This is a genomic window from Chryseobacterium sp. MIQD13, assembly GCF_050496705.1.
Lineage (GTDB): Bacteria > Bacteroidota > Bacteroidia > Flavobacteriales > Weeksellaceae > Chryseobacterium.
The window spans coordinates 189,348-212,980 of the sequence record NZ_JBNWAF010000002.1; the positions used below are offsets into that span (position 1 = coordinate 189,348).

26 protein-coding genes are annotated in these 23,633 nt (G+C 38.1%); 6 read left to right on the forward strand and 20 right to left on the reverse strand.

Annotated features, from left to right (window positions below; all coding sequences use genetic code 11):
* The 14 genes from rplE to ACQWU4_RS08035 all read right to left on the reverse strand — a co-directional run bounded on the left by rplE (window position 1) and on the right by ACQWU4_RS08035 (window position 7,110).
* Entirely contained in the window at window positions 1-552 is a 552-nt protein-coding gene (gene rplE, locus ACQWU4_RS07970; protein ID WP_202092268.1) for a 50S ribosomal protein L5, read from the reverse strand.
* A 13-nt stretch (window positions 553-565) separates the two neighbouring features.
* Window positions 566-892 (reverse strand): 50S ribosomal protein L24, encoded by a 327-nt coding sequence (gene rplX / locus ACQWU4_RS07975; RefSeq protein ID WP_047427597.1) that lies wholly within the window; start codon window positions 890-892, stop codon window positions 566-568.
* Between the two features lie 22 nt (window positions 893-914).
* Window positions 915-1,283: a 50S ribosomal protein L14 gene (rplN, locus tag ACQWU4_RS07980; protein ID WP_007839504.1), complete on the reverse strand. Its 369-nt coding sequence runs from the start codon at window positions 1,281-1,283 to the stop codon at window positions 915-917.
* 2 nt (window positions 1,284-1,285) lie between these two features.
* Window positions 1,286-1,543 (reverse strand): 30S ribosomal protein S17, encoded by a 258-nt coding sequence (rpsQ, locus tag ACQWU4_RS07985; protein ID WP_053073319.1) that lies wholly within the window; start codon window positions 1,541-1,543, stop codon window positions 1,286-1,288.
* A gap of 11 nt (window positions 1,544-1,554) precedes the next feature.
* Window positions 1,555-1,743, reverse strand: coding sequence for a 50S ribosomal protein L29 (rpmC, locus tag ACQWU4_RS07990; protein WP_429935244.1), 189 nt, complete (start codon window positions 1,741-1,743; stop codon window positions 1,555-1,557).
* Window positions 1,744-1,754: 11 nt separating this feature from the next.
* Window positions 1,755-2,180 (reverse strand): 50S ribosomal protein L16, encoded by a 426-nt coding sequence (rplP, locus tag ACQWU4_RS07995; RefSeq protein ID WP_040993531.1) that lies wholly within the window; start codon window positions 2,178-2,180, stop codon window positions 1,755-1,757.
* A gap of 97 nt (window positions 2,181-2,277) precedes the next feature.
* Entirely contained in the window at window positions 2,278-3,024 is a 747-nt protein-coding gene (gene rpsC, locus ACQWU4_RS08000) for a 30S ribosomal protein S3 (RefSeq protein ID WP_429935245.1), read from the reverse strand.
* 7 nt (window positions 3,025-3,031) lie between these two features.
* Complete coding sequence (gene rplV / locus ACQWU4_RS08005; protein WP_429935246.1) at window positions 3,032-3,430, reverse strand: 50S ribosomal protein L22; 399 nt, start codon at window positions 3,428-3,430, stop codon at window positions 3,032-3,034.
* 2 nt (window positions 3,431-3,432) lie between these two features.
* The gene (gene rpsS, locus ACQWU4_RS08010; RefSeq protein ID WP_002983209.1) at window positions 3,433-3,711 is read right to left on the reverse strand and encodes a 30S ribosomal protein S19; all 279 of its coding nucleotides are present in this window, start codon (window positions 3,709-3,711) and stop codon (window positions 3,433-3,435) included.
* A gap of 2 nt (window positions 3,712-3,713) precedes the next feature.
* On the reverse strand, window positions 3,714-4,535 hold the full coding sequence (gene rplB / locus ACQWU4_RS08015; RefSeq protein WP_429935247.1) for a 50S ribosomal protein L2: 822 nt from the start codon (window positions 4,533-4,535) through the stop codon (window positions 3,714-3,716).
* A 22-nt stretch (window positions 4,536-4,557) separates the two neighbouring features.
* Window positions 4,558-4,848 carry a 50S ribosomal protein L23 gene (gene rplW / locus ACQWU4_RS08020; protein WP_047376571.1) on the reverse strand — a complete coding sequence of 97 codons (291 nt, stop codon included), beginning with the start codon at window positions 4,846-4,848 and terminating at the stop codon, window positions 4,558-4,560.
* Window positions 4,849-4,851: 3 nt separating this feature from the next.
* Window positions 4,852-5,481 (reverse strand): 50S ribosomal protein L4, encoded by a 630-nt coding sequence (gene rplD, locus ACQWU4_RS08025; protein ID WP_039364048.1) that lies wholly within the window; start codon window positions 5,479-5,481, stop codon window positions 4,852-4,854.
* Entirely contained in the window at window positions 5,472-6,098 is a 627-nt protein-coding gene (gene rplC, locus ACQWU4_RS08030; RefSeq protein WP_429935248.1) for a 50S ribosomal protein L3, read from the reverse strand. The genes rplD and rplC overlap by 10 nt, the downstream gene beginning before the upstream one ends.
* A 247-nt stretch (window positions 6,099-6,345) precedes the next feature.
* Entirely contained in the window at window positions 6,346-7,110 is a 765-nt protein-coding gene (locus tag ACQWU4_RS08035) for a DeoR/GlpR family DNA-binding transcription regulator (RefSeq protein WP_429935249.1), read from the reverse strand.
* A 117-nt stretch (window positions 7,111-7,227) separates the two neighbouring features.
* Here ACQWU4_RS08035 and ACQWU4_RS08040 point away from each other — a divergent pair, with 117 nt between their 5' ends.
* The 6 genes from ACQWU4_RS08040 (at window position 7,228) to ACQWU4_RS08065 (ending at window position 15,897) form a co-directional block, all read left to right on the forward strand.
* Window positions 7,228-8,826 (forward strand): glycerol-3-phosphate dehydrogenase/oxidase, encoded by a 1,599-nt coding sequence (locus ACQWU4_RS08040; protein ID WP_429935250.1) that lies wholly within the window; start codon window positions 7,228-7,230, stop codon window positions 8,824-8,826.
* Between the two features lie 11 nt (window positions 8,827-8,837).
* Window positions 8,838-10,334, forward strand: a complete 1,497-nt coding sequence (gene glpK / locus ACQWU4_RS08045) for a glycerol kinase GlpK (protein WP_429935251.1) — start codon at window positions 8,838-8,840, stop codon at window positions 10,332-10,334.
* A 23-nt stretch (window positions 10,335-10,357) separates the two neighbouring features.
* A complete protein-coding gene (locus tag ACQWU4_RS08050) occupies window positions 10,358-11,089 on the forward strand; it encodes an MIP/aquaporin family protein (protein WP_429935252.1) in 732 nt (243 codons plus the stop codon).
* 9 nt (window positions 11,090-11,098) lie between these two features.
* A complete protein-coding gene (locus tag ACQWU4_RS08055; RefSeq protein ID WP_429935253.1) occupies window positions 11,099-11,899 on the forward strand; it encodes a hypothetical protein in 801 nt (266 codons plus the stop codon).
* Window positions 11,900-12,115: 216 nt separating this feature from the next.
* The gene (locus ACQWU4_RS08060; RefSeq protein ID WP_429935254.1) at window positions 12,116-13,087 is read left to right on the forward strand and encodes a hypothetical protein; all 972 of its coding nucleotides are present in this window, start codon (window positions 12,116-12,118) and stop codon (window positions 13,085-13,087) included.
* An 83-nt stretch (window positions 13,088-13,170) separates the two neighbouring features.
* Complete coding sequence (locus ACQWU4_RS08065) at window positions 13,171-15,897, forward strand: hypothetical protein (RefSeq protein WP_429935255.1); 2,727 nt, start codon at window positions 13,171-13,173, stop codon at window positions 15,895-15,897.
* A 34-nt stretch (window positions 15,898-15,931) separates the two neighbouring features.
* Here the strand turns inward: ACQWU4_RS08065 and ACQWU4_RS08070 are convergent, their stop codons facing one another.
* The 6 genes from ACQWU4_RS08070 to fusA form a co-directional block, all read right to left on the reverse strand.
* Window positions 15,932-16,429 (reverse strand): low affinity iron permease family protein, encoded by a 498-nt coding sequence (locus tag ACQWU4_RS08070; protein WP_429935256.1) that lies wholly within the window; start codon window positions 16,427-16,429, stop codon window positions 15,932-15,934.
* A gap of 261 nt (window positions 16,430-16,690) precedes the next feature.
* Entirely contained in the window at window positions 16,691-17,884 is a 1,194-nt protein-coding gene (locus tag ACQWU4_RS08075; RefSeq protein ID WP_429935257.1) for a PepSY-associated TM helix domain-containing protein, read from the reverse strand.
* Between the two features lie 94 nt (window positions 17,885-17,978).
* Window positions 17,979-18,596, reverse strand: coding sequence for a hypothetical protein (locus ACQWU4_RS08080; RefSeq protein ID WP_429935258.1), 618 nt, complete (start codon window positions 18,594-18,596; stop codon window positions 17,979-17,981).
* A 19-nt stretch (window positions 18,597-18,615) separates the two neighbouring features.
* Window positions 18,616-20,877, reverse strand: a complete 2,262-nt coding sequence (locus ACQWU4_RS08085) for a TonB-dependent siderophore receptor (RefSeq protein WP_429935259.1) — start codon at window positions 20,875-20,877, stop codon at window positions 18,616-18,618.
* Between the two features lie 315 nt (window positions 20,878-21,192).
* Window positions 21,193-21,498, reverse strand: a complete 306-nt coding sequence (gene rpsJ / locus ACQWU4_RS08090) for a 30S ribosomal protein S10 (protein ID WP_002661363.1) — start codon at window positions 21,496-21,498, stop codon at window positions 21,193-21,195.
* A 17-nt stretch (window positions 21,499-21,515) separates the two neighbouring features.
* Window positions 21,516-23,633 (reverse strand): elongation factor G, encoded by a 2,118-nt coding sequence (fusA, locus tag ACQWU4_RS08095; RefSeq protein ID WP_429935260.1) that lies wholly within the window; start codon window positions 23,631-23,633, stop codon window positions 21,516-21,518.

A 23,633-nucleotide genomic window follows, 5' to 3' on the forward strand; every position in this document is an offset into this window, starting at 1 on the left:
TTAGTTCTTTTTAAATGGTAAACCGAAGTGAGTTAATAATGCTTTCGCTTCTTTATCTGTTTTCGCGCTTGTTACGAAAGTGATGTCCATCCCTTGGATTTTTTTCACTTTGTCAATTACGATTTCAGGGAAGATAATCTGCTCAGTAATACCTAAGTTGTAATTACCTCTACCATCGAACCCGTCTGCCTTGATACCAGAGAAGTCTCTGATACGTGGTAAAGCAGAAGAAGTAAGTCTGTCTAAGAATTCATACATTTTATGAGCTCTCAATGTTACTTTAGCACCTACAGGCATACCTTTTCTCAATTTGAAAGCCGCTTCGTCTTTCTTAGAGATAGTACCTACTGCTTTCTGACCAGTAATCATTGTTAATTCTTCTACAGCATAATCAATGATTTTCTTGTCTGCAGTGGCATCACCTAATCCTTGAGACAGGATGATTTTTTCTAATTTAGGTACCTGCATTACAGATTTGTACCCAAATTCTTCCATCATTGCAGGAACAATTTTCTCTTTGTATATATTTTTGGGTCTTGCTATAAATTCCATGTGTTAATTCAAATTATAAAGTTTCACCCGTTTTTTTGTTGATTCTTACTTTCTTATCTCCTTCGATTTTATAACCGATTTTGATAGCTTTTCCGTCTTTACCAACTAAAGCCACGTTTGAGATATGAATAGAAGCTTCTTTTTCAGTGATTCCACCTTGAGGGTTAGAAGCTGAAGGCTTAACGTGTTTTTTAACGATGTTAAGACCTGCAACGATAACTCTAGGGTCTCTTCCTTCTTTTTTGATCACTTCAATAACTTCACCTGTCTTACCTTTGATATCTTTCTTACCAGTAGTAATGATGACGTTATCTCCTCTTTTTATTTTTAACTTTGACATTTTCTTTTAAAAATTTTAAAAATTAAAGTACTTCAGGAGCTAATGAAATGATTTTCATATATTCTTTGTCTCTCAACTCACGAGCAACCGGTCCGAAAACACGTGTTCCTCTCATTTCTCCCGCTGCGTTTAGTAATACACAAGCATTGTCTTCGAATTTGATGTATGAACCATCTTTTCTTCTAACTGCTTTTTTAGTTCTTACTACTACAGCTTTAGATACCTGACCTTTTTTAGCATTCCCTGATGGTGTAGAATCTTTGATAGTAACAACGATTTTATCACCAACTGAAGCATATCTTCTTCTGGTTCCTCCCAGAACTCTGATAACCAATACTTCTTTAGCACCTGTGTTATCAGCAACTTTTAATCTTGATTCTGTTTGTAACATTATTACTTAGCTTTTTCAATGATTCTTACTAATCTCCATCTCTTGCTCTTGCTCAAAGGTCTAGTTTCCTGGATAAGAACTGTATCACCTTCTGTGCATTCGTTGTTTTCGTCGTGTGCAGTATATTTTTTCGTTTTTAATACGAATTTACCGTACATCGGGTGTTTCACTCTCGTAGTCTCACTTACAACAATGGTCTTTTCCATTTTATTGCTGGAAACTATTCCGATTCTTTCTTTTCTTAAGTTTCTTTCCATAATGTATGAAAATCTTATTGTTGTTTAGTGGTTAACTCAGTGTTTAATCTTGCGATTGTTCTTCTCAAATCTCTGATTTGGATCGGGTTTTCAATTGGACTGATCTTGTGAGCCAATTTCAGTTTTGAATATTGAGCTGTTAATTCAGCAAGTTTTGCTTGAATATCACCCGCGCTTAAATTTTTAATATCAGCTTGTTTCATTGTATCAAAGATTAAAGAGGTTTAACAAAATCGTTAGCAACTACGAATTTAGTAACTACCGGTAATTTCTGAGCTGCAAGTCTTAATGCTTCTTTCGCTACTTCGTAAGGAACACCTCCAACTTCGAACATAATTTTACCTGGTTTTACTACAGCTACCCAATATTCCACGGCACCTTTACCTTTACCCATACGTACTTCGGCTGGTTTCTTAGTAATTGGCTTATCCGGGAAGATTTTGATCCATAGCTGACCTTCTCTCTTCATATATCTTGTCGCAGCGATACGGGCAGCTTCAATTTGTCTTGCAGTAATCCAAGCACCTTCTATAGCTTTGATTCCAAAAGTTCCGTAAGCTAGTTGATTACCTCTCTGAGCAATCCCCTTCATCTTCATCTTATGAACTCTACGGAATTTGGTTCTTTTTGGTTGTAACATAATTTCTAAATTTTAGATTTTAGATTTTAGATTTTAGATTTTTTTTATTTTAAAAAAGTAACGGTAATTTAAAATTCAAAATTTCTATCTAAAATTTTTAATTATTATTGTTATTATTGTTATTCTTTCTAGGTCTTCTGTTGTCTCTCTCTCCTCTGTTTCCGCCTCCTGAAGGACCTCCTTTTTTCTGTTGTCCCACTAGTGGAGCAAGTTCTCTTTTACCGTAAACTTCCCCTTTCATGATCCAAACTTTTACTCCTAATCTACCGTAAGTAGTGTGAGCTTCAGCCCAGTGATAATCAATATCAGCTCTGAAAGTAGACAATGGAATTCTTCCTTCTTTGAAAGATTCTGATCTTGCCATTTCAGCTCCGTTCAATCTACCAGAGATCTGAACTTTGATACCTTCAGCACCCATTCTCATTGTACTTGCCATCGCCATTTTAACAGCTCTTCTGTAAGAAATTCTGTTTTCGATCTGCTTAGAGATGCTGTCAGCCACTAATACTGCGTCTAGTTCAGGTCTTTTGATTTCGAAAATGTTGATTTGAATATCCTTACCTGTAAGTTTCTTCAATTCTTCTTTCAATTTATCAACTTCCTGACCTCCTTTACCGATAATAAGTCCCGGTCTGGCAGTAGTGATTGTCACTGTTACTAATTTTAGTGTTCTTTCAATATAGATTTTTGAAATACCACCTTTAGATAATCTAGCCTCAAGGTATCTTCTGATTTTGTAGTCTTCCGCGATTCTGTCTCCATAATCGTTTCCGCCAAACCAGTTAGAATCCCATCCTCTGATGATACCTAGTCTGTTACCAATTGGATTTGTCTTCTGTCCCATACCTTGATTAATTTTCTTTATTACCTAAGATTAATGTAACGTGGTTAGATCTTTTTCTGATTCTGTACCCTCTACCTTGCGGAGCTGGTCTTAGTCTCTTCAATTGTCTTGCACTATCCACGAAGATTTCTTTAATGATAAGGTTTGCTTCTTCAATATCAGCACCTTCATTTTTAGTCTGCCAGTTTGCCATAGCAGAAAGAAGTAATTTCTCTAATTTGTTAGAGGCTTCTTTTTTAGAATATTTTAGGATATAAAGAGCTTTATCTACCTGCTCTCCTCTAATGATATCAGCAACTAATCTCATTTTTCTCGGAGATGATGGGCAGTCATTTAATGAAGCTTTTACAACGTCTTTGTTAGCTTCTTTTCTTGCGATTGCGCTATCTTGTTTTCTTGATCCCATGATTATCTGCTTCCTTTGTTTTTGTTACCACCATGACCTCTGAAAGATCTTGTTGGAGAAAATTCGCCTAACTTGTGACCTACCATGTTTTCTGTAACATATACAGGGATAAAAGATTTCCCGTTGTGTACAGCAATAGTCTGTCCTACGAAGTCCGGAGAGATCATCGATGCTCTAGACCAAGTTTTGATAACTGTCTTCTTACCAGACTCTATATTTGCCTGAACCTTCTTATCTAAAGTATGATGAATGAACGGTCCTTTTTTAAGTGATCTTGCCATAATTATTTTCTTTTAGATACGATGTAACGGTTAGACACTTTATTTTTCTTTCTAGTTTTGTAACCTTTAGACGGCATACCGTTTCTAGATCTTGGGTGACCTCCAGAAGAACGTCCTTCACCACCTCCCATTGGGTGATCTACAGGGTTCATTACAACGGCTCTTGTTCTTGGTCTTCTACCTAACCATCTGCTTCTACCAGCCTTACCTGATACAGTCAATTGGTGGTCAGAGTTAGAAACTGATCCAATCATTGCGAAACATTCAGTAAGGATCATTCTTGATTCTCCTGAAGGCAATTTGATGATTGCATATTTACCGTCTCTAGAAGTTAATTGAGCTGAAGAACCAGCACTTCTTGCTAAAATAGCACCTTGTCCAGGCTTCATTTCAACACAAGAGATTACAGTACCCAATGGAATGTTTTTCAATTTCATTGCGTTACCTACGTTCGGTTCAACGCTTTCTCCTGAAACTACTTTCTGATCTACTTTGATACCGTTTGGAGCGATGATGTATCTCTTCTCTCCGTCAGCATACTCTAATAAAGCGATAAATGCAGTTCTGTTTGGATCGTATTCTACAGTTTTAACGGTAGCTTCAACGTCATGCTTGTTTCTTTTGAAGTCGATAATTCTGTATTTCTTTTTGTGTCCACCTCCGGTGTAACGCATGGTCATTTTACCAGTTTGGTTACGTCCACCTGACTTTTTAATACCAACTGTAAGAGATTTCTCTGGTTTGTTGGTAGTAATTTCCTCAAAATTGTTTACAATTCTGAATCTCTGTCCTGGGGTGATAGGTTTTAATTTTCTAACAGACATTACTATTATTTATAATTGATAATTAATTTACAGCAAAAATATCGATAACCTCACCTTCAGCAAGTTTGATTACCGCTTTTTTCAATTTGTTTGTCTTTCCTACTTGAAGACCTTTTTTCGTGTATTTCGAAGAAACCTTCGGAGCATAAATCATTGTGTTAACGTCTGCTACTTTTACACCGTAAGCTGCTTCTACAGCTTTTTTAATCTGGATTTTATTCGCCTTAGGATCAACTAAGAAAGAATAAGAACCTCTTAAATCTGTAAGGTAATTAGCCTTTTCTGAGATAACTGGTTTAATAATAATAGACATGATTTATTTCTTTAAATTTTCTTGGAATTTCTCGATAGCACCTTCTAAGAATACGATCTCACCTGCATTAATTAGATCATAAGAGCTAATTTCGTTGTAAGTAAGAACTTTAGTCTTAGGTAAGTTTCTTGAAGATAAATAAACATTTTTGTTTGCTTCATCTAAGATGTAAAGAGATTTTTTACCTTCGAATCCTAAAGCGTTATTGATATTGATAAACTCTTTAGTTTTAGGAGTTTCGAAATTGAAAGCCTCTAATACTTTAATGCTGTTGTCTCTCAATTTTTGAGATAAAACAGATTTTTTAGCTAATCTCTTAAGAGCTTTGTTCAATTTGAATCTGTAATCTCTTGGTTTTGGTCCGAATACTCTACCTCCACCTCTGAAAGTTGGAGATTTGATATCACCATATCTAGCAGAACCAGATCCTTTTTGCTTCTTAAGTTTTTTAGTAGAAGCAGTAATTTCGCTTCTTTCTTTTGCTTTATGAGTTCCTTGTCTTTGTGCAGCAAGGTACTGTTTAACTTCTAAGTAAACCGCGTGCTGATTTGGCTCAATTCCGAATACTGTTTCGTCTAGAGTTACTTTTCTTCCGGTCTCTTTTCCTGATGTATTTAATACTACTAGTTCCATTTTCTGATAATTACATAAGAATTTTTAGCTCCCGGAACAGCACCTTTTACTACTAAAAGATTTTGTTCTTGATCCACTTTTAATACTTGAAGGTTTTGTACAGTTACCTGCTTACCTCCCATTCTACCCGCCATTCTCATTCCTTTGAATACTCTTGAAGGATCCGATCCAGCACCGATAGAACCTGGAGCTCTAAGTCTGTTGTGCTGACCATGAGTAGCTTGCATTACACCTCCAAATCCGTGTCTTTTAACAACACCTTGGAAACCTTTACCTTTTGAAGTTCCTGTTACGTCAACATATTCTCCTTCAGAGAACAAATCAACTTTTACTTCTTCTCCTACTTTCACTTCATCAACGAATTCTCTGTAGAATTCTACCAATTTAGCTTTTGGAGCAGAACCAGCCTTTTTGAAATGGCCAGCTAACGCTTTACCTACGTTCTTTTCACTCTTGTCATCGAAACCTAATTGCACAGATTTGTATCCGTCTTTTTCTAAGGTTCTGACCTGTAAAACCGAGCATGGACCAGCCTGAATAACTGTACAAGGAATGTTTTTTCCTTCTTCGTTAAACAAAGACGTCATACCGATTTTTTTACCAATAATACCTGACATTGTTTATATTAAATAAAATTTATCTTTCTATTTTCCACATCTTTAGGAGGTCTGAAGTAATTTCTACTTTTGATATAGGCATACTACGCCCCTAAAATGGAGTGTGCAAATTTATGAATATTTTTAGAACTGGCAAATATTTAGAGTAAAATATTTTGATTTTTAATCAATTAGATAATTTTGGAAAATCCGGGCAAAATTTTCAGAGAAATTATTTGTGTTTAAAAAAAATAAATTAAAAAGAAGTTTATTTTACAATTACCGTAACTCCTTTTTCTTCCAGCGCCACTTTATTCTCGTCACAGATATCACTATCTGTAATAAGATAATCAACCTTATCTAAAGAAGCAATCTTTCCGAAACCCTTTTTATTCAACTTCGAAGAGTCACCGAGAATAACTACTTTTTCGGAGCATTCTATCATCAGCTGGTTCAGATGGGCTTCTGCAGCATTCGATGTACTGATCCCAAAATCAATATCAATCCCATCAACACCGAGAAAAAGTTTATTACAGGAAAACTGCTTGAGAATTCCTTCAGAAATAGACCCAACGATGGAGGTTGAGCTCTTTCGGACTTCTCCGCCCAATTGTATAATATTAATATTAGGATTATTACACAACTCTATTGCCACTCTTAAAGAAGAGGTCAAAACCGTAAGCGGACCAAAGTTTACCAGCATTCTCGCAAGATAATGCATCGTTGTTCCGGAAGCCAGAATAATACAGTCGTTTTCCTGGATGAGCTGTAAAGCCGCTTTGGCGATATTCTGTTTCGCTTCTACATTGATGTTTTCCTTCTCTCCCACATTCCTTTCATATGCATATCGGATATGCTTGCTCGCCCCTCCATGATTTCTGAAAAGTAATCCTAAGCTTTCGAGATAATTCAGATCCTTTCGGACCGTAACTGATGAAACATTGAACTTCTCGCACAGATCCTGTACAAGAACATGTCCCTTTTCATCCAGCTCCTTTAATATATCGTTATGCCTTGGTATTAACTTTTCCATTCTGATTCTTTCATCAAAAATACCATTTTTTTTCGAGACCGATAAAATTTCATTTATTTTCTTTTTAGTTTCATTTTTAATTTATACATTTGAAAACGAAACATAAACGAAACATTTATGAAACGAAACGAAGAAATAAGTAAATTAACAAGCATTCAGGAATGGGACTTTATTGTTATTGGCGGTGGCGCCAGTGGTTTAGGATCAGCATTGGATGCAGCCAGCAGAGGATTTAAAACGCTTCTTCTGGAATCACATGATTTTGCAAAAGCAACCTCCAGCCGAAGCACTAAGCTGGTACATGGTGGTGTAAGATATCTTGCTCAGGGAGATGTAGGTCTTGTAAAAGAAGCATTGAAAGAAAGAGGACTGCTTGCTCAAAATGCAGCACATGTAGTAAAAAACCAGTCATTTATTATTCCTAACTACACCTGGTGGGGAGGAATCTATTATAAAATAGGATTATCTATCTATGATTTCCTTGCAGGGAAATTAAGTTTAGGAAAAACAAAATACATCAGCAAGGCTAAAACAGTTGAAAAACTGCCAACTATTGAACAACACAACCTTGCAAGCGGTGTGGTGTATCAGGACGGACAGTTTGACGATGCCAGATTAGCCATCAACTTATCCCAGACTCTTATAGAAAAAGGAGGGAGCGCTATTAATTATATGAAAGTAACCGGACTTCTGAAAAACGATTCCGGAAAAATAAATGGCGTAAAAGCTGAAGACCAGTTTTCAAATCAGCAATATGAACTTCGGGCAAAAGCTGTCATCAATGCAACAGGTGTATTCACAAATGATATTCTGAATATGAACAATCCGAAGCATGGCAAATTTGTCGTTCCGAGCCAGGGAATCCATTTGGTTTTGGATAAATCCTTCCTGAAAAGTGATGACGCTATCATGATCCCTAAAACATCAGATGGCAGAGTTCTCTTCGTTGTTCCGTGGCATGACAGAGCATTGGTAGGAACTACAGATACCCTTTTGGAAAGCCCTAGCTTTGAGCCGCATGCTTTAGAATCTGAAATTAATTTCGTTTTAAATACAGCCAGACAATATTTGGCAAAAAAGCCGACAAGAGAAGATGTGAAGTCTATGTTCGCAGGACTAAGACCTCTTGCCGCTCCAAAAGAAGGAGGCAAAAGCACCAAGGAAGTTTCCCGAAGTCACAAAGTAATCGCTTCCGATACAGGACTGGTTTCAATCATAGGCGGGAAATGGACCACTTACCGTAAAATGGCAGAAGATACGATTGACAAAGCGGTAGAGATCCTTCATTTAAACGGAGGCCCTTCCCAAACTGAACATCTTTCTATTCATGGTAATATGAAACCCGAACTGGTTGACCGAAGCAGCCATCTTTATGTTTACGGTTCTGATATTCCCGCTATCAAATCATTACAAAGCAGCGATCCTCAATATGCACAGAAGATCCATCCGGATCATGGGTTCACTATTGCAGAAGCAGTTTGGGCTATAAGACACGAAATGGCTGAAACTATCGAAGATATTCTCGCCCGAAGAGTCCGTCTGTTATTTTTAGACGCAAGAGCTGCAATTGACAGTGCTCATACTATTGCACAGCTTATTGCCAAAGAAAAAGGACATTCTCAGGAATGGGCAAACGAACAGGAAAAAGAATTTATTGAATTAGCAAAAGGATATTTACTGACTCCATACTCTCCCAAAACTATTACTCATAATTAAAAATTTGCAGTATGAAGGAAAAATTAATTCTCGCTCTGGATCAGGGTACAACTTCCTCCAGAGCCATTTTATTCAATCACAGTGGAGCTATAGAATATGTCTCCCAGAAAAATTTTGAACAGATCTTCCCTACTCCGGGCTGGGTAGAGCACGATCCCAACGAAATATGGTCATCCCAGATATCCGTTGCCGCAGAAATCATTGCCAAAGCAGGGATTTCCGGATTGGAAGTAGCAGCAATCGGGATTACCAATCAGCGTGAAACAACCGTCGTCTGGGACAGGGAAACCGGTGAACCTATTTATAATGCTATCGTATGGCAGGACAGAAGAACCGCAAAATACTGCGACGAACTGAAAGAACAGGGACATACCGAAACCATCAAAGAGAAAACCGGACTTGTACTGGATGCTTACTTTTCAGCAACCAAATTAAAATGGATCCTTGATAATGTAGAAGGAGCAAGAGAAAAAGCAGCAGAAGGAAAAATATGTTTTGGAACGGTTGACACATGGCTGGTATGGAAACTTACCCGTGGAAAAATGTTCATTACCGATGTTTCCAATGCCAGCAGGACAATGCTTCTGAATATCCATACTTTAGAATGGGATCAGGATCTTCTGGATTTATTTGATATTCCAAGATCTGTTCTTCCTGAAGTGAAACAGAGCAGTGAGATCTATGGTGAAACTGCAACCACTTTATTTTCCACCAAAATTCCAATCGCAGGAATCGCAGGAGATCAGCAGGCTGCACTATTCGGGCAGATGTGCATCACTCCGGGAATGGTAAAGAACACTTACGGAACAGGATGTTTCTTACTGATGAACACAGGAAAAGAAGCTGTTTCTTCCAAAAACAATCTTTTAACTACTGTAGCATGGAAAATCAATGGAGAAGTAAACTATGCTCTGGAAGGAAGTGTGTTTGTGGGCGGTGCAGCAATACAATGGCTGAGAGACGGGCTTAAACTTATTCATTCATCTGAAGAAGTAAACGATCTTGCTGCAAGCGTTGAAGATAACGGAGGGGTTTATTTTGTTCCTGCATTGACCGGATTAGGTGCGCCTTACTGGGATCAGTATGCAAGAGGAACTATTGTAGGAGTAACCCGTGGAACTACCAACGGACATATTGCAAGAGCAACTTTGGAAGGAATTGCATTCCAGGTATATGATATTGTAAAATCCATGGAGGCAGATTCAGGAAGACCAGGCCTTGAGCTTAGAGTAGACGGAGGTGCTTCTGCAAGTGATCTTCTGATGCAGATACAGTCTGATCTTTTCGGATTTAAAATTACAAGGCCGAAAACACTTGAGACAACAGCTTTAGGAGCAGCCTATCTTGCAGGATTGGCAGTAGGATACTGGAAAGATCTCAATGAAATCCAGTCTCAATGGATCGTGGATAAAGATTTCCATCCTCAGCTGGAAAAAGAAAAAGCAGATAAAATGATTCATTTCTGGAACAAAGCAGTGAAGCGTTCCCAAAGCTGGATCGAAGATTAAATTCACCCATAAAAAAACTACTCATGACTCCATTTATCGCAGAACTTATAGGAACAATGCTTCTTATATTATTAGGCAACGGCGTTGTTGCCAATGTTGTCTTAAAAGATACTAAAGGAAATAATTCAGGATGGATCGTCATTACGACCGCCTGGGCGCTGGCCGTTTTTGTAGGCGTTACAGTTGCCGGCCCGGCAAGCGGTGCTCATCTGAATCCGGCCGTAACATTAGGACTGGCAGTTGCCGGAAAATTCTCATGGGATCTGGTCCCTACTTATATTGCCGCACAGATGCTCGGCGGAATGCTCGGAGCTTTTCTGGTCTGGCTTTTTAATAAAGATCATTTTGCCATTACAGAAGATGAAGGTGCTAAATTAGCATGCTTCAGTACCGGCCCCGCGATCAGAAATACATTTTCCAATCTGATCAGTGAGATCATAGGAACTTTTGTTCTGGTATTTGTTATCTTCCACTTTTCTGACCCAAGCATTTCTCTGAATGCAGATCCGACAGCTAAAGTAGGACTCGGTTCTGTAGGAGCTCTTCCTGTTACTTTACTGGTCTGGGCCATCGGTTTATCTTTAGGCGGAACTACCGGTTATGCCATTAATCCCGCAAGAGATTTGGCCCCAAGAATCATGCATGCCCTGCTTCCGGTAAAAGGCAGCAGTGACTGGGGATATGCATGGATTCCTGTTGTGGGACCTATTCTGGGAGCCATTATTGCAGCCCTTCTTTTTGGAATAATACATTAAAAATACCCGATGAAAATTTTAAAAATTGCATGCCTGATTATTTTAGGCACAGGAAAGCTATTCTCTCAGGAGAACGAGGAAACAGCAAAGAGCAACAGACTGGATTTTACTGCAAATATTCAAAACAATCACTTGTGGAGAGGATTGATTATTACAGATAAACCTGTGGTAATGGGAAACCTTTCTTATGCATTGGATTCTGAAAAGAAATGGAAGATTGGTATTTGGGGAGCATCAGCTTTAGCCGACGATAAAGATGGTACCCATTATAAGGAGATCAACTATTACATCCAATATTCCCATAACCGTTTTTATATTGGACTTTGGGACCTTTATAATTCCAGGAATATCAATACAGCTGTAGCTGCAGATGATATTTTCAGCTATTCACAGAGAAGAACTGCTCATATTATTGACCTTAGAACCAATTATACTTTCGGTCCTTCTTTTCCTATAAATATTGAAGCTGACATTATGCTTTACGGAGGTGCCAATGCCGGAGAAGTGGTATTGGAGGATGACGGAAGCTATAAAAAGAATAAATACTCCACCTACATTCAGGCAAGCTATCCTGTAATTGCCGGACAAAAGGTAAATCTGGATGCTTTTGTAGGCGCAGGATTTGCTCTCAACGATAAGCATTTTCTTTATGGAAACGGCAAAAACAGTTTTGATGTTGTTAATGTGGGTGTAAAAGCCAGCAAAACAGTCAAGATAACAGAACACTACAGCCTGCCTGTTTCTATGATGGCCATGTGGAATCCTTCTAACAAATACGCAAGAATTCAACTGGCAGCAACTGTTTTCTAAGCTGAGTTTTAACTTTATACAATCAAGACCATTCCATTGCGGAGTGGTTTTTTATTTTTGAATGAAGAAATTTCACTACACAGCCAATCACCGGGTTTTTACGGTTTAGTTTTCACCAAAATCTTACTACTTTTGAAAGAATAAATCTGAAGACTATATCCTTCAATAAAAAGCACCACACAAACCTCTGCACCCCGAAAGCAAACTGTATAAACAATGAAAGTACTGAAAGCTCTGCTTATTCTTATTCTTTTTGTCTCCTGTCATAAAAAGGAGGAGCATCCTTATACTTTCTATTACTGGAAGACCCACCTTAAGCTGGATCAGGTAGAGAAGAAAGTTTTGGATCATGCTTCGGTTCCTTATCTGTACACAAGATTTTTTGATATCGATAAAGCAGATGGAAAGTTTCAACCGGTTGCAGTGATTACCAAAGACAAAAGTTTCGAAACCGGTAAACAGATTGTACCGACAGTTTTCATTACCAACCAGTCAATGTATCACATCTCAGCAGAAGAGATCAGATTTCTGGCGAAAAGCATTCATGAATTGGTTCAGAAGAAGACCCAAGAATACGGTTTAAAAATAAATAATGAAATTCAGATCGACTGTGACTGGACGGCCGGAACGAGGGATGATTATTTCAAATTTTTAAAGGAACTGAAAAGAGTTTCCGGAAAAGAAATCACCTGCACGCTACGTCTTCATCAGGTGAAAGATAAAAACCAAACCGGAGTTCCGCCTGTGGAAAAAGTATACCTGATGTGCTACTCCACTTCTTCCCCACTTGAGAATTCGAATAAAAACTCTATTCTGGATGCAGCTGTTTTAAAAAGTTATCTTTCAAAACTGGAGGATTATCCTATTAAAAAGATTGAGGTGGCGTTACCTATTTATTCCTGGGGGATTGTGACCAACCATCTTGAAAAGCATAAACTGATTAATGCACTTTCCAGAAAGGACCTCGAAAACCCCGGATTCAAAAAAATTTCGGATGATGAAGTTGAAATTATTAAAGACGGGTTTTATTTCGGGAACTTCTTAAGTAAAGGTTTCAGGATAAAAGTGGAAGAAATATCGGATGAACAATTGGAAGATGTCACTTGTTTTCTGGAGAAAAAAATACCACATTTTAATATAATTTATTATCAATTAGATAGTAAATTTGTAAGTAACCGGACTTTTTAAAGTTTTATGCTTCAATTATTTACTAATAGGTATGAGGCACTTTATCAAAATTTAATTATAAAATAAAAACACCCATCAACTATATGAAAAAGTACATTCTATCACTGGCGGTTTTATCGCTTTTTTATACCAAATCTGACGCCTGTGCGTGGTCAGATCCTGATTATGAATACTTCAACCTGTTTACACAGAGTATCATCAAGGATAAATCTTACCTTCCTTTCCTGCTTACTTATTCTAACAGGTTCTATGGTGATTACAGAGGAATGCAGATTCCCGATGACAATATTGAAACATGGAAAAGGTTCTTCAATAATCAGCTAAACTATGCAGAAACAGAAAATCTGGTATACAAGATCAGTATGAATGATCTTAATGCTTTGAAAAGCGGAGCACCCGCCAATCCTCTGCTGCAGAAACTGGGAACAGGATTTTACCAGAAATACAAAGAGGGCATCGATTATTTGATTGAAGCTAAATACCTGGAACCTTACATGAGAATCAATTATGTGGAAAGCCCTGATTCTTTTTACAGCTACGGCCCTTCAAAGGAGCAAAATGCCACTTCCATCGATTATGCTAAAACAGTCAATGCACTGACTTCTTTATATAATGCAACAAGAAATCCTGAAATCAAGCAGCGTTATGGGTATCAGCTGGTGCGCTTCAACCATTACACGAGAAATTATGATGCTGCGCTGGAAGCTTTCAAAACTTATATAGAACCTATCAAACAGAAAGGAACAGTGTATTTTATGGCGCTTGATCAGCTTGCAGGCGCTCAGAGAGGTAAGGAAATGAATGCTGATGCCAACTGGAACTTCTTCCAGGTTTTTATGAACAGTAAAGACCGTAAGGAATCTGCTTTTGTTTCTATGAAGCTTTCGGATACGGCTTCTTTCAGTAATATCATGAAAAGAGCCAATACCAATGATGAAAAGAATATGGCTTACTTCCTATTGGGGTATGAAGGTTTTACGAATCCTATTCCTATCATGGAAAAGATGTACGACATTAATCCTGATTCTGAGATCCTGAAAGTAATGGCGGTAAGAAGCATCAACGAACTGGAAAGAAGCTATCTGCCCATTTATTATTACAATTCCGATGCTGCGGACAATGTATACATGCAGAGAGGGAATGCAGACGATCATGACAAAGCTTCTACGGATACCAAATCTGAGCCTGCAGAAGTAAAAAAAGAGGAAAAGCTCTCATTCTGGCAAAAGATTGTAAGGTTTTTTAAAAATCTTTTCGGAGGCTCAAAATCTGATACTGCGAACAATGATAAAAATGATCAGAGCGATGATGAGCTGCTGAACAACCCGGACAGAATTCCTTTCTATACTAAATCCGGTTACGGCTATGATGAGAAAACGAAAGATTATCTGGATGATCTTGAAAAATTCACAGAGAAAACAAAAAAGGTTTCTAAGGATGAATACTGGCAGATCGCAGATGCTTATCTTAAATTCCTGAAAAAAGATTATAAGGCAAGTTCCGAGATTCTGGAAGATATTAAGACAACAAATCCGGAATATCTGGAAGAGATAAAAAGAATGAAAGTTCTGAATGATATTGTTTCCCATCCTAAAATTGATGCGGAATTTGAAGATCATCTGATGAAAGATTATGCCGATTACTTTGTGAAAAAAGAAGTAAAGAAAGACAGCACCAATACTGATGATTATGATTATTATGGTGAAGTTCCTTCTACAGTGGATTTCCTTAAGGATGTTCTTGCCAACCGCTATTTCCTGCAGGGTGAAGACGGAAAATCCTTCCTGATGAACAATAAACTTTCCGACCTGCAATACAATCCTAATTCAAGTCTGGTAAAAAGTGTTGAAGATTTTTATAAAAAACCGAATAAGACAGCATTTGAACAGCAGATCATTGCCAAAAATATGGACAATGTAGGAAATATTGATGCTTTTTTCAACACAATCTATGGAGACAGGGCTATGAAACAGGCAGATTTTGAAAAAGCCAGGTCTTATTATGAAAAGGCGCAGGGTTTTGCAGGAATCCCAAGAATGGATTATAGCTGGAGCGATAAAGGTGAAAAAATTACCCCGAAACAGTATGCAGCTGGAGAATATAATGGATTCAGAGATATTTCAAATCTCGTTTTCGGACACAATGTATGGGAAAGTTTCGGAAGTCCGGAGACTGAAAGTATGGAAGCGGAAGACTATGCTTCATTCCCTTTCATTAAAAACAGCATGAATAAACTGGAGCTCGCAGATGCATTGATCCAGCTTAAAAAGATTAGCAACGGAACAGATGAAAAGGCAGCCAAAGCCAGCCAGCTTATCGGAAATTTACTGTACAATACTTCCAGCTTAGGATATTACCGCCAGCTGTTCGTAATGGATATCGACAACAGCAATGGAGGAAAGTATGACTTCTGGACTACAGACAGAAAGAATCCGTATAAGTATTATTATAAAAACTTCCTTTACACGACTTACATAGAACCGGATAATTTTGATCTGGCAATCAATTACTATCAAAAGACACTGAAGCTTTCAAAAGATAAAGAACAGAGAGCAAGAGTTCTTTTCCAGATGGCCAGTGCGGAACAGGGTAAATATTACCAGTATGAAGCTAAAAATGTTTCCAATATAAGCTACTCGGATCCTCAGTATTCTGAAAAGGAACAGGCTCATCAGACTGAACTTGATAATATGAGAAATCAGAAGTACCGAACCTATTTTGCCCAGCTGAAATCCCAGTATGCAGATACGGAAACTATGAAAGGATTATCGGGAAGCTGCAGTTATTTCGGATATTTCCTGAGAAGATAATTTTTAATATTCAATTAAATAAGAAAAGGAATCGTTATGATTCCTTTTTTTCATTCTGTTTCTGAAGCCATTCTTCATGTTTATGCTTAAAGAATTCATGCTTATAGTCCTGATTTCTCTGAGCCGCATCTATGGAATGGGAAGTATGAATATCTGCATCTTCCTTGGCAAATCTGGCAAGTTCTTCATAGTAGTGGTGAAGCTGGTCCAGTTCCTTTTCCGTCAGGTCTTCGATATCCACAATTCTGTTACTGGCTTTTTCGTGAGCTGCAATAAGCTCATTAAGTTTGATCTGTATAGCTTTTGAATCTTTGTTCTGGGCTTTCTGAATTAAAAACACCATTAAAAAAGTAATAATGGTAGTTCCGGTATTGATCACGAGCTGCCAGGTTTCGGAATAATCAAAAACAGGTCCTGAACCTGCCCATACAACGACCACAAGTACAGCTCCGATAAACGCATATGAACTTCCTGTAAATTTGGTTGCCCAGTCTGAAAATTTTTCAAAAAGGTTATTGTTCTTATGGCTCATGATATCAATTATTTTAATGAATAAAAATATTGAATTAACTTGAATGGGGAATAAGAAAGTTTTATTTTTAAGAAGGGAAGCCGGAAGAATGAAGATGGAAATACTATTTCATGATAAAGCTGTGATTCCCCTTTTATAGTGACTGTATAGATTTCTTTTTAATCTCTCACTAATTGAGCAGATGACGCAGATTTCTTTTTATGTTTCTGTGATACATTGAAAGCACAATGAATATATATTTTTTTCTTACAATCCAGATTTTTATTTTGTTTTTTTAAACCTGTGCCACCAGATCAGAAATCCTGTTACTGGCAATGAACAGCCAATTAATGAGACTATAAAATACAGAATGATACTTGGCAATCCCATGATCTCTCCGGTATGCAGTGGCTTTGCTAAAGCTGTGAACTGTTTATTCAATGGCTTGTCAGAAAACAATTCTTTTGTTTTAAAAACTCCTGTTTTGTCAAAGGTAACTTCATCCGGAAGCATCATACCGAGAAAATTTTGAGTATTGGTTTTGATGACTACATATCTTGGATTCTCTTTGTTGGGAAGTTCTATACTGGTGGCAGCTGCATAAGGAAGCTGCTTATCGGAAAGCTCTAAAATCTTATCTATCGATGCTGAAGCACTGTTTTTGAGGTTCTTTTTTTCGTCCTGCTTCTGCAGCATATCTTCCAGAAGTCCACCGAAGGCATCATCGTTACTCTTTTCTTCTGCAATATTGTCAATGGAAGAACCTCCAAGGCTTACAATGAGCATATTCTTCACCCAGGGATAAGTCACGTATAAACCTGTAACAGCAATAAAAAAGAGCATTAAAAAGGTATAAAAACCGAGGGTATTATGCAGGTCGTAATTCACCCGCTGAAATTTTGCCTTGAATTTTACAGTAAGTCCCTGTTTCAAAAATTTCAGTTTCTTAGGCAGCCAGAGGATCAACCCGGAAATAAGGAGGATACAGAATATCAGTACAGATGCTCCCACAATCTGGCGTCCCGCATTCCCCATCATCAGATTTCGGTGAATATCAAGAACGATTTCAAAAAACTGATTGGCACCTGTATCAGCCTGGCCAATGATTTGTCCCGTGTACTGATTGTAATATGAACTTTTATCCAGATTATTCTCACGATACGAAACAACATAGCTTCTGTTCCTATGGTCCGGAATGAGAAGCGAGGTAAGTTCTTTTCCGCTTTCGAACAGTGCAGCCTGGATCTGATCCGGAGTACGGGGAACCTTTGAGCCTGAAGTAATATATACTTTATCTCTGTTGTAAAGGTCTGTAATCTGGTTTTTGAATGCATAAAGGCATCCGGTGAGGCACATCACAAATACAATGATGCTAGACAGAAGTCCAAGCCAAAGGTGAACAATCCACATCACATATTTGATGAAGGTCTCATTTTTTCTTCTTTTCCGGTAAAGGCTTTTAAATAATGATTTCATTGGGGATTTAACAGCAAAAACATTAAGACAGGAGTACTGCCTTAATGTTCTCTGATTAAAATTTGATATGGATACTTCTTAGTTCAGGACCTGATTATTTTCTTCCCCTGAACTGAATGTCTTTTACGATTTCTTCAAATTTCGTATAATGTTCAGGAGTCAATGCTTTTTGGATCGCAGTTTTTCTCTGGGCATCAAATTTATCCCAGTATTCTTTGGCAAGATCATTATTGCCGTGGTATACATCGTGGGCATCGTTAAATGCTTTTTCAAATGCATCATTGGCTGCATTCACCACTTTGAATTCATCTTCCGAAAGCTGGCCTTCAGTTTTGATTCTTTCAAGAAGTGCATTGTCATATCTCGGTCTTTTCCTTGAATTTTCATCCACGAATTTATTGAACTTCTCCATCTGTGGAGCATCAAGCACTTTTGCCATTTCAAGAGACTGCTGTGCTCTCAGTTCTTCATTTTTGATTCCCAGTGCTACACGGTCCATGTTTCCACCCTGTGCTTTTGCCGCCTGGAAGTTCTGTTCCTGAAGATCCTGATATTTTTTTGTGATTTCGTCAAAGCTTTTCACCTGATCCGGGGTAAGCTGTACTTCAGTTTTAAACTGGTTATAATCAATTCCTTTCTTTTTATCTCCTGAACATGCAACAAATACTGCCCCAAGAGCCAATGCTAAGAATACTGTTTTTATACTTTTCATAATGAATAAATTTTGATGATTAAAATTTATAGTTTACCTGTACGGCAAAGTTTCGGGGCTGAATCTGATCGATATATCCACCTCTGAAATAGGAACTGTACCCTACTGAATCGAAGATGTTATTCATAAATACTCTTAATCCCATACCATTTTTAAGGGTATATCCGACCTGAGCATCTACGGTAGTATATTCCGGCATATCGAAAGGTTTTTTACCTGCTTCAACACTATTGAGGTGACCTGCAGTAAAGGTTTTCTGAGTCCATTCATCAACCGGTCTTTTCCCTACATAGTAAATTCCGGCTCCCACATCAAGGCCTGTTAAAACCCCGGTATTGAATTTATAATTAAGCCATCCGTTTGCAGTATGTTTCGGTGCATTCATCGGAGCAGATCCATTGATATAGGCAGGACTGTCCTGGTACTGTGCATCCAGATAAGCCCACCCTGACATTACCTGAAGGTTAGGCAGTATTCTTCCGATAAGCTCTACCTCCATTCCTTTTCTTCTCAGGTTACCTGCAAGTCCGTAAAGAATATTATTGTTACTGTCTTTTATCGGCAGGTAGTTTTTATCCAGAATCTGGAACGACAGGTTATCTGTATTAATATCAAACAGGGTAACATTAAATCTTAAGCGTTCATTAAACCAGTCTGATTTGATTCCGGCTTCCCACTGCTTTGTATGAGATGCTCCTACCAATCCGCCGGCCTGAAGAACATTATTCGAGGCTCTTAAAGAGGTAGTCGTAGTATACGATCCGAAAACATTGATATTCTGAATAGGTGAAACGATCAATCCAAAAGAAGGGTTCCATGTATCTACTGTTGCATTGGAAGAACCGTTCAGTCTGCTGTATCTGATTCCAAGATGAGCTTTCACATATTTCCCGATTGCCATTACATCCTGCGCCATCGCCCCAATGCTTGGAGTTAAAACAGGATTTGAACGTCCAAGGTTTTTATAGATTATATTTCCAGGATTCTGGTTTGGTATTGTTCCGTTCACAACATCAAAAATATCCAGAGGATTGGCATCATATGTTACACCTCCTATTTTTGTTGGACGGGCAGTAATCAAATTCTGGGGAGCAATGGAATTTTTATATGCTTCATAGGTCACGGCAGATGTTTCTGTTTCCCTCCAGTCAAATCCCACCTGGAATGTATGATTGATGAAGCCTGTCTTTATCTGCTCACCAATAAAATCCAACTGTAAGACCTTATTGATATCTTCTCCCTGAGATTTACCGATGGTATGCTGTCTTATGTTATAATTCGTTTCTCCTGTCGGTAATGATATTGATGAAGCTTCACTGTCTGAACTGCTTGTAGAATTAATAAAAGCAGCTCTTACCTTCAGTTTATTATTAAGCTTACGCACTACTGTAGTGGCAAAGTTAAATGTTTCTGTTTTTGAATAATCGGAAGCATATCCTAAAAACTTACCTTTTGGCATATGGTATAATGCCTCCACATCACCGGGTGCCGTATTGATAGTTCCTCTGTCCGGAGTACGGTTATCGTGAAGATAATCCATCTCTACATTAATATCGGTTTTATCATCCGGACGATACGTTACAGATGGATTGATATAGATTCTCTCTCCTTCTACATGGCTTCTGAATGAATTATTATTCTGATATGCCCCATTGAATCTTACGGCTACTTTACCTTTGGAATCCAATACTCTCTGAAAATCTACAGTAGGTCTGTAAAAATCCCAGCTTCCGTAACGGAATCCTACGTTGGTTTCATCAATAAACTGTGGTCTTTTGGTAACTACATTGATTACACCTCCTGCTGAACCCAAACCGTTTCCGATCCCCTGACTCACAGCAGCAGATCCTTTAATCACCTGAATGCTTTCCACTCCCTGCATATCTGTGATCATTCCTGCGGTACGGAAATCCGAATCCATCTGAACACCGTTTTTCAATACCGGAACTCCACGGTAACCACGTATAGACATACTCTCACTTCCTCCGCCATAGCTGGAAAACAGGGTAACTCCCGGTACATTTTTGGCAACATCGGTAACGGTTAAACCTCCAAGCTCTTCGATAGCTTTATGGGAGATTACCGAAATACTCTGGATCTGGTCTCTGGTTTTCAGCGGAAGCCTTGTTATAGCTTCCAGACCTACCGGCTGTTTCTTTTTTTCACCAAATAATTCTACTTCATCAATCTCTTTTGATTTTTTTATAGAATCATTCACTTGCTGTGCGTTTGCAAAAACCCCACCTAATACAAGCAGAGAAAAGGATACTACTTTATTCATCTGATAATTTTTTGCAAAATTATTATTTTTATTAATTCTAAATAAATAAAACAAGATGACATATCTCACCTCGCAATGACTAATCATTATCGGATTATAAATGAGCTTTGGAATGTTATAAGGATACCTCAATGATCTCCGGCTATCATTAAATGTACCGGACAAAACCAGGCACATTGGTACAAGGGATGAAATGGAAAAAAGTGAGTTTATGATTTAAAATCTGTTATGAACAGTTTTATTTCACTTCCGGATACAAAAAAATCCGTTCCTAAAAAGGAACGGATTCTATAATCATTGCAAAGTATGCAGTTATCACACTTTAATTTCAACGTCTACACCTGAAGGAAGTTCTAATTTCATTAGAGCATCAACAGTCTTAGAAGAAGAAGAGTAGATATCCATCAATCTCTTGTGAGCTGATAATTGGAACTGCTCTCTTGCTTTCTTGTTTACGTGCGGAGATCTCAACACTGTGAAGATTCTCTTATTCGTTGGTAATGGAATTGGTCCGTTTACAACAGCACCAGTAGCCTTTACCGTTTTTACGATTTTCTCAGCAGACTTGTCTACCAAGTTGTAATCGTAAGATTTTAGTTTTATTCTGATTCTTTGTGACATTTCTTTACTTTAAAAAATTAACCTTTTGCTTTAGCGATAATATCTTCAGCAACGTTTTGAGGAGTTTGTGCGTATTTCTCTAATTCCATAGAAGAAGTAGCTCTTCCTGATGAAAGTGTTCTTAGAGTTGTAACATATCCAAACATTTCAGAAAGTGGAACTGAACCTTTAATAACTACAGCACCATTTTTCTCTTCCTGACCGCTGATCGTACCTCTTCTTTTGTTAAGGTCACCGATAATGTTACCCATATATTCTTCCGGAGTTACAACCTCTAGTTTCATAATAGGCTCCATGATCACTGGCTTAGCAGCACGTCCCGCTTCTTTAAATCCTAATTTAGCAGCTAATTCAAAAGAAAGTGCATCAGAATCCACTGCGTGGAAAGATCCGTCTTTAAGAGTAACTTTAATACCTTCAACTTCGAAACCAGCCAAAGGACCGTTCTTCATTGCAGCTTTAAAGCCTTTTTCAATTGCAGGAACAAATTCTCTAGGAACGTTACCACCTTTGATCTCATTGATGAATTCTAAACCAATTTTACCTTCGTCTGCAGGTCCTAGTTCAAATACGATATCAGCAAATTTACCTTTACCACCAGACTGCTTTTTGTAAACTTCTCTGTGGCTGGCAACTTTTGTTAAGTTTTCTTTGTACTCTACCTGAGGCTGTCCCTGGTTTACTTCAACTTTGAACTCTCTCTTCATACGGTCTACAATGATATCCAAGTGAAGCTCACCCATACCAGAAATAATCGTTTGTCCAGAAGCTTCGTCAGTTCTTACAGTAAATGTAGGATCTTCTTCAGCCAGTTTAGCTAGAGCGTTACCCATTTTATCCTGGTCAGCTTTAGTTTTAGGCTCAACAGCGATACCAATTACCGGATCAGGGAAAACCATCGATTCAAGAACGATTGGGTTTTTCTCGTCACACATAGTATCACCAGTTTTGATAGATTTGAAACCTACCGCAGCACCAATATCACCAGCTTCAATATATTCTACCGGATTTTGCTTGTTAGCGTGCATCTGATAGATTCTAGAGATTCTTTCTTTATCTCCTGAACGAGTGTTCAAGATATAAGAACCTGCATCCAGTCTTCCAGAGTATGCTCTGAAGAATGCTAATCTTCCCACGAACGGGTCAGTAGCAATCTTAAATGCTAATGCAGAGAAAGGCTCATCTACAGATGGTTTTCTTGTGATTTCAGCATCAGTTCTTGGGTCAGTACCTTTGATATCATCTTTATCCAATGGAGAAGGCAGGTATTTACATACTGCATCCAACATAAACTGTACTCCTTTGTTCTTGAATGAAGAACCACAAGTCATTGGGATAATAGATAAATCGATAGTAGCAGCTCTCAATGCAGCATTGATTTCTTCTTCTGTAATTGAATCCGGATCTTCAAAGAATTTCTCCATCAAAGTTTCGTCATACTCAGAAACAGCTTCTACTAATTTCTCTCTGTATTCAAGAACTTCATCCTTCATATCTTCAGGAATTGGCACTACTTCGAAAGTAGCTCCTTGTCCTGCTTCATCCCAGATGATAGCTCTGTTTTTAATTAAGTCAACTACACCTTTGAAATCTTCTTCAGCACCGATTGGTAAAACGATTGGAACTGCGTTAGATCCTAACATTTCTTTAACCTGTTTTACAACGTTAAGGAAGTCAGCACCTTGTCTGTCCATTTTGTTTACGAATCCCATTCTCGCTACTTTGTAGTTGTCAGCAAGTCTCCAGTTTGTTTCAGACTGAGGCTCTACTCCATCTACTGCAGAGAATAAGAATACCAATCCATCCAATACTCTTAAAGATCTGTTTACTTCTACAGTGAAGTCAACGTGTCCCGGTGTATCGATGATGTTGAAGTGGTAAGGTTTAGTATCAGCAACAGGTTTTCCCTGATCAGTCGGGAAGTTCCAAGAACAAGTAGTTGCAGCAGAAGTAATAGTAATACCTCTTTCTGCTTCCTGCTCCATCCAGTCCATTGTAGAAGCACCATCGTGAACCTCTCCAATTTTATGGTTTACCCCTGTGTAGAATAAAATTCTTTCTGTAGTGGTAGTTTTACCTGCATCAATGTGTGCAGCAATACCAATATTTCTTGTAAATTTAAGATCTCTACTCAT

Excerpts from the sequence above, each read along its gene's own strand:
- ACQWU4_RS08085 (WP_429935259.1), bottom strand. The coding sequence starts at position 20,877 with ATGAATAAAGTAGTATCCTTTTCTCTGCTTGTATTAGGTGGGGTTTTT.
- rplW (WP_047376571.1), bottom strand. The coding sequence starts at position 4,848 with ATGTCTATTATTATTAAACCAGTTATCTCAGAAAAGGCTAATTACCTT.
- rplN (WP_007839504.1), bottom strand. The coding sequence starts at position 1,283 with ATGTTACAAACAGAATCAAGATTAAAAGTTGCTGATAACACAGGTGCT.
- ACQWU4_RS08075 (WP_429935257.1), bottom strand. The coding sequence starts at position 17,884 with ATGAAATCATTATTTAAAAGCCTTTACCGGAAAAGAAGAAAAAATGAG.
- rplD (WP_039364048.1), bottom strand. The coding sequence starts at position 5,481 with ATGGAACTAGTAGTATTAAATACATCAGGAAAAGAGACCGGAAGAAAA.
- rpsJ (WP_002661363.1), bottom strand. The coding sequence starts at position 21,498 with ATGTCACAAAGAATCAGAATAAAACTAAAATCTTACGATTACAACTTG.
- ACQWU4_RS08040 (WP_429935250.1), top strand. The coding sequence starts at position 7,228 with ATGAAACGAAACGAAGAAATAAGTAAATTAACAAGCATTCAGGAATGG.
- rplX (WP_047427597.1), bottom strand. The coding sequence starts at position 892 with ATGTCAAAGTTAAAAATAAAAAGAGGAGATAACGTCATCATTACTACT.
- ACQWU4_RS08060 (WP_429935254.1), top strand. The coding sequence starts at position 12,116 with ATGAAAGTACTGAAAGCTCTGCTTATTCTTATTCTTTTTGTCTCCTGT.
- rplV (WP_429935246.1), bottom strand. The coding sequence starts at position 3,430 with ATGGGATCAAGAAAACAAGATAGCGCAATCGCAAGAAAAGAAGCTAAC.
- ACQWU4_RS08050 (WP_429935252.1), top strand. The coding sequence starts at position 10,358 with ATGACTCCATTTATCGCAGAACTTATAGGAACAATGCTTCTTATATTA.
- glpK (WP_429935251.1), top strand. The coding sequence starts at position 8,838 with ATGAAGGAAAAATTAATTCTCGCTCTGGATCAGGGTACAACTTCCTCC.
- ACQWU4_RS08070 (WP_429935256.1), bottom strand. The coding sequence starts at position 16,429 with ATGAGCCATAAGAACAATAACCTTTTTGAAAAATTTTCAGACTGGGCA.
- rpsC (WP_429935245.1), bottom strand. The coding sequence starts at position 3,024 with ATGGGACAGAAGACAAATCCAATTGGTAACAGACTAGGTATCATCAGA.
- ACQWU4_RS08065 (WP_429935255.1), top strand. The coding sequence starts at position 13,171 with ATGAAAAAGTACATTCTATCACTGGCGGTTTTATCGCTTTTTTATACC.
- rpsS (WP_002983209.1), bottom strand. The coding sequence starts at position 3,711 with ATGGCAAGATCACTTAAAAAAGGACCGTTCATTCATCATACTTTAGAT.
- rplE (WP_202092268.1), bottom strand. The coding sequence starts at position 552 with ATGGAATTTATAGCAAGACCCAAAAATATATACAAAGAGAAAATTGTT.
- ACQWU4_RS08035 (WP_429935249.1), bottom strand. The coding sequence starts at position 7,110 with ATGGAAAAGTTAATACCAAGGCATAACGATATATTAAAGGAGCTGGAT.
- ACQWU4_RS08080 (WP_429935258.1), bottom strand. The coding sequence starts at position 18,596 with ATGAAAAGTATAAAAACAGTATTCTTAGCATTGGCTCTTGGGGCAGTA.
- rplC (WP_429935248.1), bottom strand. The coding sequence starts at position 6,098 with ATGTCAGGTATTATTGGTAAAAAAATCGGTATGACGTCTTTGTTTAAC.
- rplB (WP_429935247.1), bottom strand. The coding sequence starts at position 4,535 with ATGTCTGTTAGAAAATTAAAACCTATCACCCCAGGACAGAGATTCAGA.
- ACQWU4_RS08055 (WP_429935253.1), top strand. The coding sequence starts at position 11,099 with ATGAAAATTTTAAAAATTGCATGCCTGATTATTTTAGGCACAGGAAAG.
- rplP (WP_040993531.1), bottom strand. The coding sequence starts at position 2,180 with ATGTTACAACCAAAAAGAACCAAATTCCGTAGAGTTCATAAGATGAAG.
- rpmC (WP_429935244.1), bottom strand. The coding sequence starts at position 1,743 with ATGAAACAAGCTGATATTAAAAATTTAAGCGCGGGTGATATTCAAGCA.
- fusA (WP_429935260.1), bottom strand. The coding sequence starts at position 23,633 with ATGAGTAGAGATCTTAAATTTACAAGAAATATTGGTATTGCTGCACAC.